The organism is Candidatus Omnitrophota bacterium (genome assembly GCA_028699255.1).
GTDB lineage: Bacteria > Omnitrophota > Gorgyraeia > 2-01-FULL-45-10 > 2-01-FULL-45-10 > FEN-1322.
Genome location: JAQVUX010000005.1, coordinates 66528 through 81578 on the forward strand (window position 1 = coordinate 66528; position 15051 = coordinate 81578).

The following is a 15051-nucleotide window of genomic DNA, read 5'->3' on the forward strand; positions in this document are numbered from 1 at the left end:
TTTTACCGGCCTTTAGCCCATTTTAAATACGCTTCGATAAAACCGTCTATTTCTCCGTCCAGCACCGCCTGAGCCTTCCCCGTCTCGTGGTCGGTCCTGTGATCTTTTACCATTGAATACGGATGCAGTACATAAGATCGTATCTGACTGCCCCACGCGATCTCTTTCTTCGCGTCATAAGCGCTCTCGATCGCCTTCGCTTTCTTCATGCGCTCAACTTCGTACAGTTTCGCTTTAAGAATTTTGAGCGCCACAGATTTATTTTTGAATTGCGAACGCTCGTTCTGGCATTGCACCACTATACCCGTAGGTATATGCGTAATGCGCACGGCAGAGTCGGTTTTATTGACATGCTGTCCGCCTTTGCCGCCGGCGCGATACGTATCTATCTTGAGATCCGGTTCTTTTATGTCCAGCTGTATATCATCCGAAACCTCGGGGATAACATCTATGGACGCAAAAGAGGTATGCCGTCTTTTATTTGAATCGAACGGCGATATCCTCACCAGGCGATGGACGCCGGTTTCGGACTTGAGAAAACCGTACGCGTATTCACCTTTTATGATAACGGTCGCATTCTTTATCCCGGCTTCTTCACCGGGAAGCTGGTCTATAACCGTTATCTGATTCCCCCTGGATTCGGCCCACTTCACGTACATCCTCAAAAGCATCGCGGCCCAATCGCATGACTCCGTACCGCCCGCCCCGGCATTGACGCTCAATATAGCGCTCGATCTGTCGGCTTCACCGCTCATGAGCGTTCGAAACTCCAAAAGATCCAGCCTTCGCCGAACATCAACGAGGTCATTCTTAAAATGTTCCAAAGACGCGGCATCTTCCGGGCCGGCTATAAAAATGACGTCCTTTATACCATTAAATTCATCTTCAAGTTTTATAAACGGTTCAATGTCTGACTTTAGCTCTTTTAATTCCTTAAAAAGATCTTTAGAACGCGTTTCGTCGTTCCAAAAACCCTCCGCCGCGCTCTCCGCCTCAAGGGCCGCCATCTTCCCGCGCTTCTTATCGACGTCAAAGATAACCTCTGAGGTTTCTGAACTTCTCCTCGAGTACGGTTATCTCTTCTTTAAGCTCTAAAAGCATATTTTCATCCTTTTAAGGATTATAACAACGGTTCATCTTACAGTCAATCCTTTCGGCGCGCTTTACCAATCTCGTCGAAAGAAGCCTTCAATTTTTTTGAGCGTAATTTTTTGTGATATGATATCGCGAATCGGTGCGCCTCATCCCTTATTCTTTCCAAAAGATGCAATGCCTTGGATTCTCCTGGTAATACTATAGGGGATTTTTTACCGCGTACATATATATGTTCGAACTCCTTGGCTATCCCTATAGCCGGTATATTCGCAAGACCAAGTTGCTCAAGCTCACCTGAAGCCGCCGCCAGATGCCCCCTGCCACCGTCTATCAATATCAAGTCAGGCATGCGTCCGTGTTCTTCGGAAAGCCGGGAATATCTTCTGCGCACGATCTCGCGCATCATCGCGTAATCATCTATCCCGGAAACCCCGGCAATCTTAAAGCGCCTGTATTCGTTTTTATTCGGCTTTCCTTTATGAAAACATACCATCGAACCGACCGCTTCACTTCCCATAATATTCGACACATCGAACGCCTCTATCACGTCGAGAGAGCGGCCTATCTCTAATATCTTCCTCAGCTCGTCGAGCTCGCCCAAAGGTTTGTAGCTTATATGATCCTCTTTTATAGCACTTAAAGATTCGATCCTACCCCTCAATTCCGCCGCCTTCTCAAAGTCCTCTTTAACGGACGCCGCGGCCATCTTCTTGGCCAGCGATTTCAGAAGCTCCGCGCGCCTGCCCTCGAGGAATAATTTTAATTCCGCCACGATCCCGGCATATTCCGCATCGCTGACATATCCGGCGCATGGCCCGAGACACTGCTTTATGTGATAATCGAGGCATACGCTCTTTGGCATCTTCCCGCAAGTTCTAAGCGGAAAGATCTGCCGCAATATTATGACGGCCTGCTTTAAAAGTTTAGCGTTGGAATAAGGGCCGTAATAGACAGCGCCGTCGTCCGATCTTTTTCTGGTTATGAACAGGCGAGGAAATGTCTCATTTGCGGTGAGCTTAAGCATCGGGTAGCTCTTGTCGTCCCGCAAAGCCACATTATATTTAGGATCCAGGCGCTTTATCAGGCTATTCTCGTATATCAGCGCCTCCGCTTCGGTAGAAGCCGGCAGGTACTCTATGTCCTTTACACTACGAACGAGGCGCTCCAACCGCTCGTTGAGTTTTTTGCCGAGCTGGAAATAACTCGACACCCTCTTCTTCAGGTTGCAGGCCTTGCCCACATACAGCACCTGCCCGTCATCGTCCTTCATTATATATACGCCCGGCGAACCCGGCAGGGCTCTTACTTTCGCTTTGAGATCCATGTTATAAGGTCTTTCATCTCCCGGACTTCGAAGAGATAGCTTGCGGATAAAAATACGAATATGCCTGTGACTATCGCGAAGGCAAGTGAAACGAATGTGAAATTCGCCACACGGATCATCAGAAACATAAGAACGATACCCATAACCACCCCGGCGAGCGTAACCCTTACAAAAGAGTCGATCATCGCCCTGGTATCAAGCTGTCCTATGCGCCGGGCCAGCATAATATAAAGCGCGCAGAAATTGAAAACAGCCGATATCGAGGTGGCCAATGCGAGGCCGCCCAACTTCATCGGAAACATCAACGCCAGATTCAGTATAACGTTCAATACCAACGCCGCCAAGGCAGTCTTCACCGGCGTCATCGTGTCATGCATCGAATAGAAAGTGTTTACCAGTATCTTGACTCCGCCGCAGGCAACAAGCCCGATAGCGTAATAGAGAAGCGCTATAGAAGTTATCCCGGTGGAATAGGCCGTAAATGCGCCGCGTTCGAACAGGACTTTTGTGATTGGCTCGCGCATCACGGCAAGCCCTATGCTCGAAGGTATCAGTATGAAAAACAATATATTAAGAGAAAACCGCAGAGTATCTTTGAGCTTGTCCTTTTCGTTCAACGCAACATGGCGTGACATCATAGGAAGCGCGGCCTGAGCCAGGGCAATGCCAAATATCGCCAGAGGCAACTGCCACACCCTGTTCGCGTAATACAGAGCGGCGACAGCGCCTTCACCGACTATGCCCGACAGCGACGCCAGTATAGTACTTACAAATACGTTGACCTGATAGACACACGCGCCCAGAGCGCGGGGAACGAGTAATATCCCTATCTTGTGCGCTTTCGGATGAGTAAAATCATTCGTCAGGCGCGCCTTCCACCCTGCGGCATACAGGGACGGGAATTGTATGGCAAGCTGAAAAAACCCGCCTGCCAGAACGCCCGCCGCGAGGCCGAATATATTCTCCCCAAACCATACGGCGCACAATATCATCGATAAATTCATGATGCTCGGGCCAAAAGCCGGGGCGGCAAAATAGCCGAGAGAATTTAATACGCCCATGGCATACGCCCACAAGCCTACCAAAAACAGGAATGGAAAAAGGATCCTCGTAAGCTTTACGGTAATTTCGAATTTTTCGACATCGGCGGAAAATCCCGGCGCGATCAGACGAACTATAAGCGGCGAAAGAAGAACTCCCAGCACGGTCAATATCAAAAGGGCCCAGAACATTATATTAAGGATAACCTGGGCTAATTTAAAAAAATCCTGCTTTCCCTTCTTCGTAAGTTCATCGGTAAGGACGGGCACAAAGGCAGAGTTGGTGGCGCCCTCACCCACGAGGTCCCGTAATAGGTTGGGTATCCTGAAAGCGATAACGAATGCCTGAGCGAACATCGCGGTCCCAAAAAACCCGGCTATGACAATATCGCGGATAAAACCAAGAACCCTGCTGGTCGCGGTCGCGAAACCTATTACGCCTGTCGATCTCAATAAACTTTTTTTACTCATATAAAAATATTGACCTCAAATTGCGGACGTGCTATAATTTTCCTTCGATTAACTACAATCAAATAACAGCAAATCGGAGGGTTTAAAATTGCCAAGAGAACGGACTGCATACAAAGAACTCAGAAAAGCGAAAAAAAGGCACTTCAGGAATATCTCGACAAAATCAGACCTGAAAACACTGGCTAAAAATTTCGAACGGCTCGTTAAAGAGAAAAAGACCGCCGAAGCGAAGAAAGCTTTATCGACGCTGGTATCGAAATTAGACAAAGCCGTTTCAAAGGGTGTCATCACCAAGAATACTGCGGCACGAAAAATATCCCGCCTTATGAAAAGGCTTTCATCTCAAGCCAACCCTTCAGTATAACTCAGGGGTGGTACCGAGCATTTGTTGAGGTACCAAGGCATAATTTAATAACCGCAAATTCCAGCGCAATCTCCGGATCATACCTGGATCTTTTGATATCCATGTCCGCATCCAAAAGCGCCTTCCTGCCTGTCTCTATCCGCGGCAGATCGAACGCTTTTACCTGGGCAAAAAATCTGTCATAATGATGCCTATTTATCTTGAGCTCGGAAGCTATACGGCTATCGGGCACCTTTTTCTCAAAAAGTATCCTGCCCTTGAAAAGCCTTTTTATCTGCCAGCATAGCAAACCAACTATCTCATAATGCTTCTTACCGCAAAGCACCAATTCCGCTATTATCGAAAGCGCCTTCGCGACATCGGCTATCTCAATCGCATCCGTAAGATCAAACACGGAAGAGGTAATATTGCCTCCCGATACCTCATCCACATCGCCACACTCTATGTTGGGACGGTCTCCTACAAAAGAGGCAAGTTTCTGCAATTCCTGAGATACCGACCCTATGTCATCTCCATAAAGCTCTTTGAGGGCCAGGGATGCTTCCGGGCTTATCTTCTTGCCGCCGCCCATCGATAACAATAACTCTGCTGTTCTTGCATGGAATTGCGGGCCGACCAATTCACCAAACCTGCTAACCACGGCACAGCGCGAAAGCTCGGGATATTTCTTTATAACGGAATCGTCTTCGGCGTCCAGTACGATACAGGCGGATTTTGGCGGATTTTTTAAATGGCTTACTATGCGCGCGCCGTCTTCTGCGGAAAGTTGAGCGAAATTCTTAATTACTATCAGACGTTTTGAGGCAAGGAGAGGCATTGTGGAAATATGATCAAGAATATCTCGGGGGTTTGCGTCGACGCCGTCAAATACCTTGCTATCAAGTTCCCGCGTCTTTGCGTCCAGGAATGCGGAGCTTATCTTTTTTATAGCCTGTTCTTTGGAATAAACGTCGGTGCCTATTAATAAAAAAACCGCCTGCGCCGCCATTTACCATACCTCAACGGTTCTCTCCACTACCCTCCTGGCAAGGTCATCTATGGCCGCGGTCACAGCCGCCGTTTCGCTCTTAGCCTGGCTTCCGACCGAAAAGTATGTGGTCTCACCGGCAAACCCGCTCTCCGTCCACATAACAGCGCCCGTCTTCCGGTTCGTCATCTCCAGGTTGACTATCAATTTTATTCTATATTCTTCGACATTATCGTTTGCGTCATACCTCAAAGGTTCCCGCCTAAAGTCCACGAGTTCGCCTTTAAGTATTAAGTCGGCGGAAGACTCGCTGGCTATCTTAAGGGTTCCGTCCAGAAGGAACTTATTTATAACGGTAGTGGTAATATCTATTTCCATGCCGGGCCTGTACCCTCGGTACATTCGTATATTGCTCTGTTCCGCCGCGACATTAACGGAATTTTTGAAATTATCGACCCTTATGGTTTTTATATCGGACGGTAGAAGCGAACGCGTAGTGTAGCCGCAACCTCCTAATATAACAGCAAGCAACAGAACCGGCAATAACAGATAATTTAGAACCGATCTATTTACCATAACTATGCTCCTTAAAAATATTCCGATCGCTCTATCTCGTCTTCAGGATTATCGTCTTTAGCGACAGTTTCATCCTGTACGGGCGGCGTGGCAGGCTTTACGTCATCTTCATTGGTAGTGAGCCGTATCTGGCTCGGCTCTTCGCCTGAACCTTGAGCAGGAATAACGATCTCTTCTTTGGTTTTTTTGATTTCCGGAGTTTCAGCCGCAACTTCAGTGGCGCCGGTTGTGGTATCTGCCACAACAACGGCTTCCTTCTCAGCAGGTTGAGCTTCAGGCGTAATCTGAGGCGCGGAGGCAGTTGAAGCTTCCGGGGTAACCGGAGTTTCGGAAACAGCCGGAGCTTCAGAAACGATCGGAGTTTCGGAAATTACCGGGGCCTCTTCCTTAATCAGCTCTTGCGTCTTCGCTTTTTTGGTAAAAGGATTCCATAATTTCATTCCAGAGCTTTTTGATTTTTTTGATTCTTCGGTAGAAACAGCTTCCGCCTTAGCTTTCTTGGCAAACGGATTCCACATCTTCACAGGTTGCGATTTCGGTTTTTCCTGTTCCTGGGTAACTACCGGCTCGCCCGTCTTCTTAGGCTTATCGAAGCTGAAAGGTGCCCACGCCTTCTTGGCAGGCTTCGCGCCTTCCACATTCGCGCTTTCCGTTTCGGTGGAAACAGTTTCCACCCTGGCTTTCTTGGCAAAGGGATTCCACATCTTCACGGGTTGCGATTTCGGCTTCGGCTCTTTATATGCGGCCACCGACTCTTCCTGAGAAATTGGCGCCGCCTCTACCTTCTCGGACTTGTCAAAACTTAAAGGAGTCCATGGTTTTTTGGTTGGCTTCGCGCTTTCCGCTTCGGTAGAAACAGTTTCCGCCTTAGCTTTCTTGACAAACGGGTTCCACATCTTCACAGGTTGCGATTTCGGTTTTTCCTGTTCCTGGGTAACTACCGGCTCGCCCGTCTTCTTAGGCTTATCGAAGCTGAAAGGTGCCCACGCCTTCTTGGCAGGGTTCGCGCCTTCCACATTCGCGCTTTCCGTTTCGGTGGAAACAGTTTCCGCCTTGGCTTTCTTGGCAAAGGGATTCCACATCTTCACGGGTTGCGATTTCGGCTTAGCATCTTCCGCCGCATCAGCAGTTTTCGCCTGCTTTTTAAAACTAAACGGCGCCCACGCTTTCTTCTTGGTCACTTCTTCACCGGTGGAATCTTTTTTAGCCGATTTTTGTGACTTTACAAATTTTAAAGAGAACGGGCTGGTCTTCCTCTCAAGCCTCTCCGTTAAAGCGCTTATCTTCGAATTCGCCAGGTCCACATACGAACTTTCCGGATATGTACTGAGAATATCTTTGTAATATATTATCGCGGCCTGGTAACGCCCCTGCTTCTCGTAAAACTGCGCTGTAAGAAGCGATTTTTCCGAAGCCTTGTCCTTCAGGCGCTGTATTGTTTTGTCCGCTTCCTTAGATAAGGACCTGTCCCTATTCTCCCGGCTAAAATCTTCGAAAGCCCTGATAGCCTTTTGCGTCGGCTCAACGTCATAAGCCGGCTTAAGAGACGCTTTGTATGCGCAATCGGCCACCTCAAACTTCGCCTTATCCACAAACGTCGATGTGGGATAATCGTCAAGTATCTTCTGGAAAGCCTGTATCGCTTCGTCGTAACGCTCGGCCTTCTTCGTCGCAAGACCCATCCTGAACTGCGCCTCATCGGCAAGTCTGCCATACGGGGCGTTCTCCACTACCTTCTTATATATCTCGATAGCTCGGTCGAGCGAAGTCAATATATCGGCTCCAAGAACCTTGGGACTTTCTTTGACCATAAACATATTCGCTATATTAAACTCCCGGGCCACTATCTCGTCCAGGTTCTCGATGTGCGGGAAATTATCTATGGCTTTCTGGTAATTCTGGTAGGCAATAAAAAACTTGTTCATGCTTTCATAACAGAGGCCCACATAATACTGGGACTTGGAGGCATATTCGGAATATTCGTATTGTTTTGTGAGTTTTTCGAATTCGGTAGCGGCGCGCTGAAAATCCTTGGAGTTATAAAATGTCATCGCCCACTCGAACTGTTCTTTCGGAGTGTCTTTAACGGCATTCTTGGGATTTATGAATTTTTTAGTTCCGGGCGTCCAGACCCAGTAGGCCAGGGCCGTATTGGAAAAGAGAAATAATAAAGCTACTGCGGCTATCGCTATACTTCTGCAAAAAAATTCTTTTTTCATCCGCAAATTATACCACAGGCTGGAGTGTTTAGTCAAAAAATAATACTTAAATTTATACGGCCGCGCTTGGTAAGTTTTTTACGAAATCCATTATCTGCGTTTTGTCGGATTTCGTTATTTCCAAAAACTGATTGCCGAGCTCGTATTGGTCGGATTGCGGCAACCGACGTATCCACGCGACTTTCGATATCGCTTTTATTGGGGCGGAATTATTCGGAAGACTTATTGTAAGGACGAGACGACAAGCCAAAGACATGAACTTGCTGGAGCTGAAGCACGCTCCGCCTTCGCTTATATTGCGAAGCGACGAGCCCTTCGGTAATTCTACCGAGTTCTTGAGATCGCGGTATTCTACAGGTAAACTTGCGTCTACTCTCTTATACCTTCTCTTCTCTATCGCCGGTATATTGTTTTCCATTTTTATGTCGCTCTCCTTAAAATTTTTAGTATAAGGACATATTTCATTTCACAAAACTATATCATACAATTACACTTTTGTCAAGGTAAAGTATAAAAAAGTTAGTTTTTGTTAAGAGTTTTTATCAATTTTTTGTTCGACTTAGGATTAACATCGACCTCGATTGCGCCTGTGGATTTTGTAACGTAACACTTTGATTTTAAATAAGTTAACATATTAATCACATCCTCTGACGGCATCCTGTATTTACCGGTTGAGCCCACACTTACCACCGATATCTCCGGGGAGACGAGCGAATAAAAACTTTCAGCGACCTTTCGATTGCCCGGATTCCCGCCGTGATGAGGAACCTTCACAATATCAGATCGCAGAAAATCTCCGACGGGAAGAAGACGCGACATCGCCCTGTCTTTTATGTCGCCGCAGAAAAGAAACGCGATATTTTTGTATTCAATTTTCAACACGATGGAGTTGTCGTTAGAATCCATAAGCTCTTTTTCTCCGGTGGGATTCAGTATAAAAATACTTGTGTCCGCAAACGCCCGGAGCACATCTCCTTCACTGACGACAAGGCGCCTTATGCCCTTTCGCTCGACGAGCCGCGTATACTTCGAGTATTTTTTCCGGCTCTCCGCGGCCGGAGTCGCTCCGTTATCGACGACACATCCTACATTAAAATTTTCCAGCACATACAGAAGCCCGCCCATATGATCCTCATGGAAATGCGTCACTACCACGAGGTCAATCGTCTTTATTCCTTTATTCCACAGGAATGGAGCGATGACAGACTTCCCAACGTCGAACCTGTCCTCCTCTCCGCCGCTACCGCCGTCTATAAGCATATTGCCGCCGCCCGGGAATTCCACAAACGCGCAATCCCCCTGCCCCACATCGAGGAACGTCGCTTCGAGGCTTTTCCGTCCCGTATCCAGAGCCGAAGGCCAGATCGTAAGATTAAAAAGAATGAGAACGATTATGGTAATGCGCCGTTTTGTTATTTTCATCCTCCCTATTTCAATAATCGGCGGCATGATAAAAATAATGGCGAGCGCATAGTAGGCTACCATAAATAACGCTGAGGGTTTGCCGATCCTGAAAAAAGCAAAAGGAATACCCGACAGGTATCCGTTTATAGCAAATAGAAGTTTTTCCGTAAATTGAAGGATCGACCCGAACCAGAAAGCTATGGATGCCGATAAAAGTGACGCCGCAAAGAAAAGAAAAAATCCGGCGGTAAGGAAAAATAGTATCGGTATGACTATAAGGTTCGCCACCACGGACACCGGCGATATTATATTAAAATAGGTAGCGACGATCGGAAAACTGCCAATCCACGCGGCGATTGACACGGAGACGCCCGTGGTAATGTAAACGTAAATTATAGCGAACCAGTTTCGCTTCTTCCTCTTTCCCTGAATAACGGGAAAGAATGAATTTAATTTTGTCGTAAATAAAAGCGTGCTCGCTATCGACACGAATGAAAGCTGGAAGCTGGGATCGTAAAGTTCTTTCGGGTTCCATAGAAGTATCGCTATGGCGGCTATCGCCAGAGAGTTTATAGCGTCGGCTTCCCTGTTTATGAAATAGCCCAGGACATACATCGCGAACATCACCACCGACCTTATTATAGGAGGGTTCGAACCGGCAACGAACGCGTAGAATACCAGAAGTATGGTTGTGATGACAAGGTTGACGCGCTTAGGGATGCGCAGGACGCCGAACACCGCGAGAAATACGGCCGCGATAAGGCCGACCTGAAGGCCGCTTACGGCGATCACATGCACCGTGCCCGTCTGTATGAACGGGTCCTGTATGCTGTCTTTCAGATCCGTCCTGTCGCCCACCAGTATCGCCTTTAAAAAACCGCTGTAAGGCATCGTAAGATATTCGTCTATGAGCGAGGACATCCTGTGGCGGATGCCGAACGATATAGTTTTTATCCTATCGAGCAAATGATAAGCCGGATTTGAACCTGACTTATCACCATCCCGGCTCAATACCTTAAACCCATCCTTATTTTTGACACGGATGCGGCAATATATATCTTTATTTTCGAGATATTCGGCATAGTCGAATAGGCCGGGGTTCTTCAGGCCTTGAGGTTTAGATATGGCCCCTTCCAATATTACATCGTCGCCAAACGACACGCCAGCCATGCTATTTGAAAATATATCGGCCCTGGCTAAACCGCTCACATTCTGCCAGGACGCGTCCTCCTTCAGCATCTGAGCCTTCAGCAGGAAACTCGTCTTTACAGTATGATATATGGTAGGCGCCGCGACAGGGTCGTCGATAACGCGTCCTTTTAGAACTACGAAATTATTACCGCAGGACGCTACGGAACGGGATACGTGATCGGAAGAAATGATCCTTGAATTAAGATGAACGGCCATCCCTGCAAACAGGATCGCCAGGAATAACGCTGTGTGAGCAAGCGCTCTATTTTTGGAAAAGAAACCGGAGAGTACGCTGAAAAAAATGGCGGAGAGAATCGTTAAAATTATCGGGATGACGCATATCCCGGAAAGCGCTATGCCAAGGCAGAACGGTATGAGGGCGTATAGCGCAGGGCGCTTCATTCTTTATTCCACCGTTATTTTATTGCGGATCTTCTCGAAGAGCGCCACGCCGACGCCTTTCACATTCTTGACATCGTCTATCGAGGCGAAACTCCCGTTCCTGTAACGATATTCCACTATGCGCGCGGCCCTCTTCGCCCCTATGCCTTTTATAGCCGCCAGCTCTTCGGCGCCGGCAGAGTTTATATTAACCCTCTCCCGCGCAGTCGTGTCGGCGCCTTCCGCAGTGTCGGCATATTTTAATGGATCGAATTTTTCTACAGGTACCTTGACGGGGGCACGTGATTTTCGCAACGCGGAGACGGCAACTCCTGCGATGAGCGCGGCCACGAGAAATATCAGTATGGCCCTCTCTATGCGCTCAAGATTTATCATCCGTCACGTCACTATGTTGACGAGTTTCCTGGGGATTATTATGAAGTCTCTGGCCGGCTTACCGCCCAGCCACGTCTTTACCTTAGGATCGGCTATAACCAGCGCCTTGAGCGCGTCGTTATCGATACCTGCGTCTACCTCTATCTTAGACCTGAGCTTTCCGTTTACCTGTATGGGTATGGTCAAAACTTTCTCGATGATCGCACCCTTATCGTAAGAAGGCCACTCGTGCTTGAATATACTATTCTCTTTACCCATCATGCGCCACATCTCTTCGGCCATATGCGGAACGAACGGCGAAAGTAGTATAACAATAGCTTCTACCGCTTCGTTCAAACGTTTTACTAAAACATCATTTTTGGCGGTGATCTTGGTTTTAACATCGCCTGCTTCATTGGCAAGTTCCATAATCGCGCTTATGGCCGTGTTAAAATGAAATCCTCCCTCCAAATCATCGGTAACCTTCTTGATTGTTTGATGGATTTTACGCTTAAGGCCTTCCGCTAATTTATTCTGGATTTCACTATCAGGGTTGTTGTCTACGCCCCGGGTACCGGTAACGTCTCCTACCCCCTTATTTAAAAGAACCGCGCCTTCCACTAACCGCCAAACTTTTCCCAGGAATCTGTATGCGCCCTCAGCGCCTCGATCCGACCACTCTGCGTCCTTCTCAGGAGGCCCGATAAAGAGCGTGTATAGCCTGACGGTGTCGGCGCCATAGTCTTTTATCAACCCGTCGGGAGACACGACATTTCCCTTCGATTTCGACATCTTCGCGCCATCTTTTATTATCATTCCCTGAGTAAAAAGATTTTTAAACGGTTCGTCGAAACTTATCGCGCCGATATCATGCAAAAACTTCGTTATAAAACGCGAATACAATAAGTGCAATATCGCGTGCTCTATCCCGCCTATGTACTGATCGACCGGAAGCCACTTATTCACAAGATCCGAATCGAACGGCCTGTCTTTAAGATGCGGGGAAACATATCTAAGGAAATACCAGCTCGAATCGACGAACGTATCCATCGTATCGGTATCTCTGGTGGCCGGGGAATGGCACTTCGGGCATTTGGTGTCCACAAAGCCCTTAGCGAACTTCAAAGGCGATTCGCCCGTCGGTCTGAACTCCACGTTCTCGGGAAGAAGTACCGGCAGGTCTTTCTCGGGCACGGGAAGCACGCCACACTTTGGACAATATATTATCGGAATCGGCGCGCCCCAATACCTCTGTCGCGATATCAGCCAATCCCTTAGCCTGTACTGCACCATCCGCTTACCAAACTTCTTCTCTTCGAAATATTCCGCTATCTTTTCTAACGCGTCCTGCGACCTTAAGCCGTTGAATTGGGCGGAGTTTATCATCACACCTTCTTCGGTATATGCCTCTTTCATCCTGTCGGGATCGAGATGGTTTTTCGGATCGTCTATCACTACTTCTATCGGAAGCTTGTACTGTTTCGCGAAATCAAAATCGCGCTCATCGTGGGCGGGAACCGCCATGATAGCGCCGGTGCCGTATTCCATCAGGATGTAGTTCGCGATCCATATCGGGATCTTGCGGCCGTTTACCGGGTTTATCACGTTCTTGCCGGTAAAAACGCCTTCCTTCGCGGCCTCGGACTGCGAGCGCGATATCTTCGACTCGTCGCGCATCTTCTGTATGGCCTTCAAGGATACGGCCTCGTCTGTCGAGCCTTTGATTAAGGCGCCGACAAGCGGATGCTCGGGCGCCAGAGCTATGAACGTAGCGCCGTATATCGTATCGACCCGCGTCGTGAAACATTTCAGGCTTTCATTCATGCCGTCTATTTTAAAATCTATCTCGACGCCGGAAGATTTGCCTATCCAATTGGACTGCATCGTCTTGACGCGCTCGGGCCATTCGGTAAGTTTTTCCAGGTCATTCAAAAGGCGGTCGGCGTAATGGGTTATCTTGAAAAACCACTGCTCGAGCTCCTTCTGGTTCACTTCTGTGGAGCACCGCTCACAGTTGCCGTTCACGACCTGCTCGTTCGCCAAAACGGTTTTGCACGACGGGCACCAGTTGACAAACGCCTTCTTCTTGTAAGCAAGGCCCTTCTCATAAAGTTTTGTGAATATCCACTGTGTCCACTTATAATATTCAGGCAGGCAGGAAATGACCTCGCGCTCCCAATCGTACTCGACGCCCCACTGGTTGAGCTGGCGCTTCATCGTGTTGATGTTATTGAGTGTGGATGTTTTTGGGTGGAGACCGCCTTTTATCGCGGCATTCTCGGCGGGTAACCCGAACGAATCGAAGCCCATCGGCGCCAGGACGTTGAATCCGCGCATCATCTTGTAACGGGCGACGACATCGCCAATAATATAATTGCGGCCGTGGCCCACGTGAAGCGCGGCCGACGGATACGGGAACATCATAAGGCAGTAATATTTATTCGCGGTGTTCTTCGTATCGACATTGAACAGTCGTTTATCGCGCCAGAACTTCTGCCATTTCGGCTCTATCGTATCGAAGGGGAAAAGTTTTTCGTCTTGTGTCATTTTCTTTCACCATACCAATCGCGGTCAACCGCGTAGGTTAACCATGCGTTGACCTCGAACAACCTACGCGGTTGTTTCGCGGTGCGCCAGTTTCCTCGCAACGGCCAAATTTCTTTTGTCGTCTTTTTCCGTTTCTTTCGGCGTTTCCATTATAAAGGCCGCGTGTTTTAATTTCGGATGGCGTATTATCCGGGATAGCGCCTGCTCACCTATATTGCCTTTGCCGATATGCTGATGCCTGTCGACATGTGAGCCGAAAGCGGACAGGCTGTCATTAAAATGTACAACTTTCACAGCGTCCAACCCTACTGCTTTATCAAGCTCCTTCAAAGTCCTATCCAAACCGGCCTTCGATCTTATATCGTAACCGGCCTCAAACGTGTGGGCTGTGTCCAGACAAACGCCTAATTTATAATCGCCGCCCACATTATCTACTATACGCTTTATGTGCTCGAATTTGTAACCGATCCATGAACCCGAGCCAGCGGTATTCTCTAAAAGTATCGTCGTCTTTGGTTTGGCGCGGCCTATTATCTCGCCCAGAGCATCGGAGAAGCGTCTTATGCCGCTATCTTCCCCGCTCCCGACGTGGCTTCCGAGATGCGTAACAAAATATTCCGCGCCGAGCTGATCCGCGCGTTTAACATCTTCGATGTATGCCTCGATCGACATCTTGTACAATCGATCGTCGGGTGTAGCGAGATTTATGATATACGGTATATGAACTACTACCGGGCTTATATCGTATTTCGTTTTGAGCCGCGCGAACTCTTTTACATCCTCAGCGGCAAGCTTCGTTACCTGCCAGCCTCTCGGATTACGGCTGAATATCTGCATCGCGTCGCATCCTAACGCATGCGCCCTGTCGAGTGATTCGTAGATGTGTCCCGCGATGGATACGTGAACGCCGATACGCATAAAATTTCTCCGAAATTTCCAAAACTTTCTTTGAAAAGTTTCGTGAGTGCTTCTATTTTTCAGAGAAAAATAGAAGTATCTGAAACTCCAGGACCTGAAAACTTTCTTCGAAAAGTTTACTCAGTATACCGATTTTTCAGAGAAAAATCGGTATATCTTAGACTCCAGGACCTGAAAAC

Annotated in this window: 12 protein-coding genes; 1 reads left to right on the top strand and 11 read right to left on the bottom strand. The window is 48.0% G+C overall.

What is annotated here, in order from left to right; all coding sequences use genetic code 11:
* Positions 1–2: 2 nt before the first annotated feature.
* From prfB to murJ, 3 genes are all read right to left on the bottom strand, one after another.
* A protein-coding gene (prfB, locus tag PHS46_05245; protein ID MDD3905920.1) for a peptide chain release factor 2 occupies positions 3–1101 on the bottom strand; the annotation gives its coding sequence in 2 pieces (ribosomal slippage) (positions 3–1031 and positions 1033–1101; 1098 coding nt in all).
* A 43-nt stretch (positions 1102–1144) separates the two neighbouring features.
* On the bottom strand, positions 1145–2419 hold the full coding sequence (locus PHS46_05250; GenBank protein MDD3905921.1) for an excinuclease ABC subunit UvrC: 1275 nt from the start codon (positions 2417–2419) through the stop codon (positions 1145–1147).
* Positions 2398–3930 carry a murein biosynthesis integral membrane protein MurJ gene (gene murJ / locus PHS46_05255; GenBank protein MDD3905922.1) on the bottom strand — a complete coding sequence of 511 codons (1533 nt, stop codon included), beginning with the start codon at positions 3928–3930 and terminating at the stop codon, positions 2398–2400. Before murJ ends, PHS46_05250 begins: the two co-directional genes overlap by 22 nt.
* 88 nt (positions 3931–4018) lie before the next feature.
* On the opposite strand from murJ, the gene rpsT reads away from it, so the two are divergent.
* The gene (gene rpsT / locus PHS46_05260) at positions 4019–4294 is read left to right on the top strand and encodes a 30S ribosomal protein S20 (protein MDD3905923.1); all 276 of its coding nucleotides are present in this window, start codon (positions 4019–4021) and stop codon (positions 4292–4294) included.
* 1 nt (position 4295) lies between these two features.
* Here the strand turns inward: rpsT and holA are convergent, their stop codons facing one another.
* From holA to PHS46_05300, 8 genes are all read right to left on the bottom strand, one after another.
* Positions 4296–5282, bottom strand: coding sequence for a DNA polymerase III subunit delta (gene holA, locus PHS46_05265; protein MDD3905924.1), 987 nt, complete (start codon positions 5280–5282; stop codon positions 4296–4298).
* Positions 5283–5837, bottom strand: a complete 555-nt coding sequence (gene lptE / locus PHS46_05270; protein MDD3905925.1) for an LPS assembly lipoprotein LptE — start codon at positions 5835–5837, stop codon at positions 5283–5285.
* A gap of 11 nt (positions 5838–5848) precedes the next feature.
* On the bottom strand, positions 5849–8056 hold the full coding sequence (gene bamD, locus PHS46_05275) for an outer membrane protein assembly factor BamD (protein MDD3905926.1): 2208 nt from the start codon (positions 8054–8056) through the stop codon (positions 5849–5851).
* 52 nt (positions 8057–8108) lie between these two features.
* Positions 8109–8474: a PilZ domain-containing protein gene (locus PHS46_05280; protein ID MDD3905927.1), complete on the bottom strand. Its 366-nt coding sequence runs from the start codon at positions 8472–8474 to the stop codon at positions 8109–8111.
* Positions 8475–8575: 101 nt separating this feature from the next.
* A complete protein-coding gene (locus tag PHS46_05285) occupies positions 8576–11053 on the bottom strand; it encodes a DNA internalization-related competence protein ComEC/Rec2 (protein ID MDD3905928.1) in 2478 nt (825 codons plus the stop codon).
* Between the two features lie 3 nt (positions 11054–11056).
* Positions 11057–11428, bottom strand: coding sequence for a ComEA family DNA-binding protein (locus tag PHS46_05290; protein ID MDD3905929.1), 372 nt, complete (start codon positions 11426–11428; stop codon positions 11057–11059).
* Positions 11429–11431: 3 nt separating this feature from the next.
* Complete coding sequence (gene leuS / locus PHS46_05295; protein ID MDD3905930.1) at positions 11432–13954, bottom strand: leucine--tRNA ligase; 2523 nt, start codon at positions 13952–13954, stop codon at positions 11432–11434.
* Positions 13955–14017: 63 nt separating this feature from the next.
* Positions 14018–14872: a deoxyribonuclease IV gene (locus PHS46_05300; GenBank protein MDD3905931.1), complete on the bottom strand. Its 855-nt coding sequence runs from the start codon at positions 14870–14872 to the stop codon at positions 14018–14020.
* Positions 14873–15051 lie beyond the last annotated feature (179 nt).

What these genes read in the sequence shown, in the direction of transcription:
- PHS46_05250 (MDD3905921.1), bottom strand. Translation starts at nt 2,419, where the DNA reads ATGGATCTCAAAGCGAAAGTAAGAGCCCTGCCGGGTTCGCCGGGCGTA.
- murJ (MDD3905922.1), bottom strand. Translation starts at nt 3,930, where the DNA reads ATGAGTAAAAAAAGTTTATTGAGATCGACAGGCGTAATAGGTTTCGCG.
- holA (MDD3905924.1), bottom strand. Translation starts at nt 5,282, where the DNA reads ATGGCGGCGCAGGCGGTTTTTTTATTAATAGGCACCGACGTTTATTCC.
- lptE (MDD3905925.1), bottom strand. Translation starts at nt 5,837, where the DNA reads ATGGTAAATAGATCGGTTCTAAATTATCTGTTATTGCCGGTTCTGTTG.
- bamD (MDD3905926.1), bottom strand. Translation starts at nt 8,056, where the DNA reads ATGAAAAAAGAATTTTTTTGCAGAAGTATAGCGATAGCCGCAGTAGCT.
- PHS46_05280 (MDD3905927.1), bottom strand. Translation starts at nt 8,474, where the DNA reads ATGGAAAACAATATACCGGCGATAGAGAAGAGAAGGTATAAGAGAGTA.
- PHS46_05285 (MDD3905928.1), bottom strand. Translation starts at nt 11,053, where the DNA reads ATGAAGCGCCCTGCGCTATACGCCCTCATACCGTTCTGCCTTGGCATA.
- PHS46_05290 (MDD3905929.1), bottom strand. Translation starts at nt 11,428, where the DNA reads ATGATAAATCTTGAGCGCATAGAGAGGGCCATACTGATATTTCTCGTG.
- leuS (MDD3905930.1), bottom strand. Translation starts at nt 13,954, where the DNA reads ATGACACAAGACGAAAAACTTTTCCCCTTCGATACGATAGAGCCGAAA.
- PHS46_05300 (MDD3905931.1), bottom strand. Translation starts at nt 14,872, where the DNA reads ATGCGTATCGGCGTTCACGTATCCATCGCGGGACACATCTACGAATCA.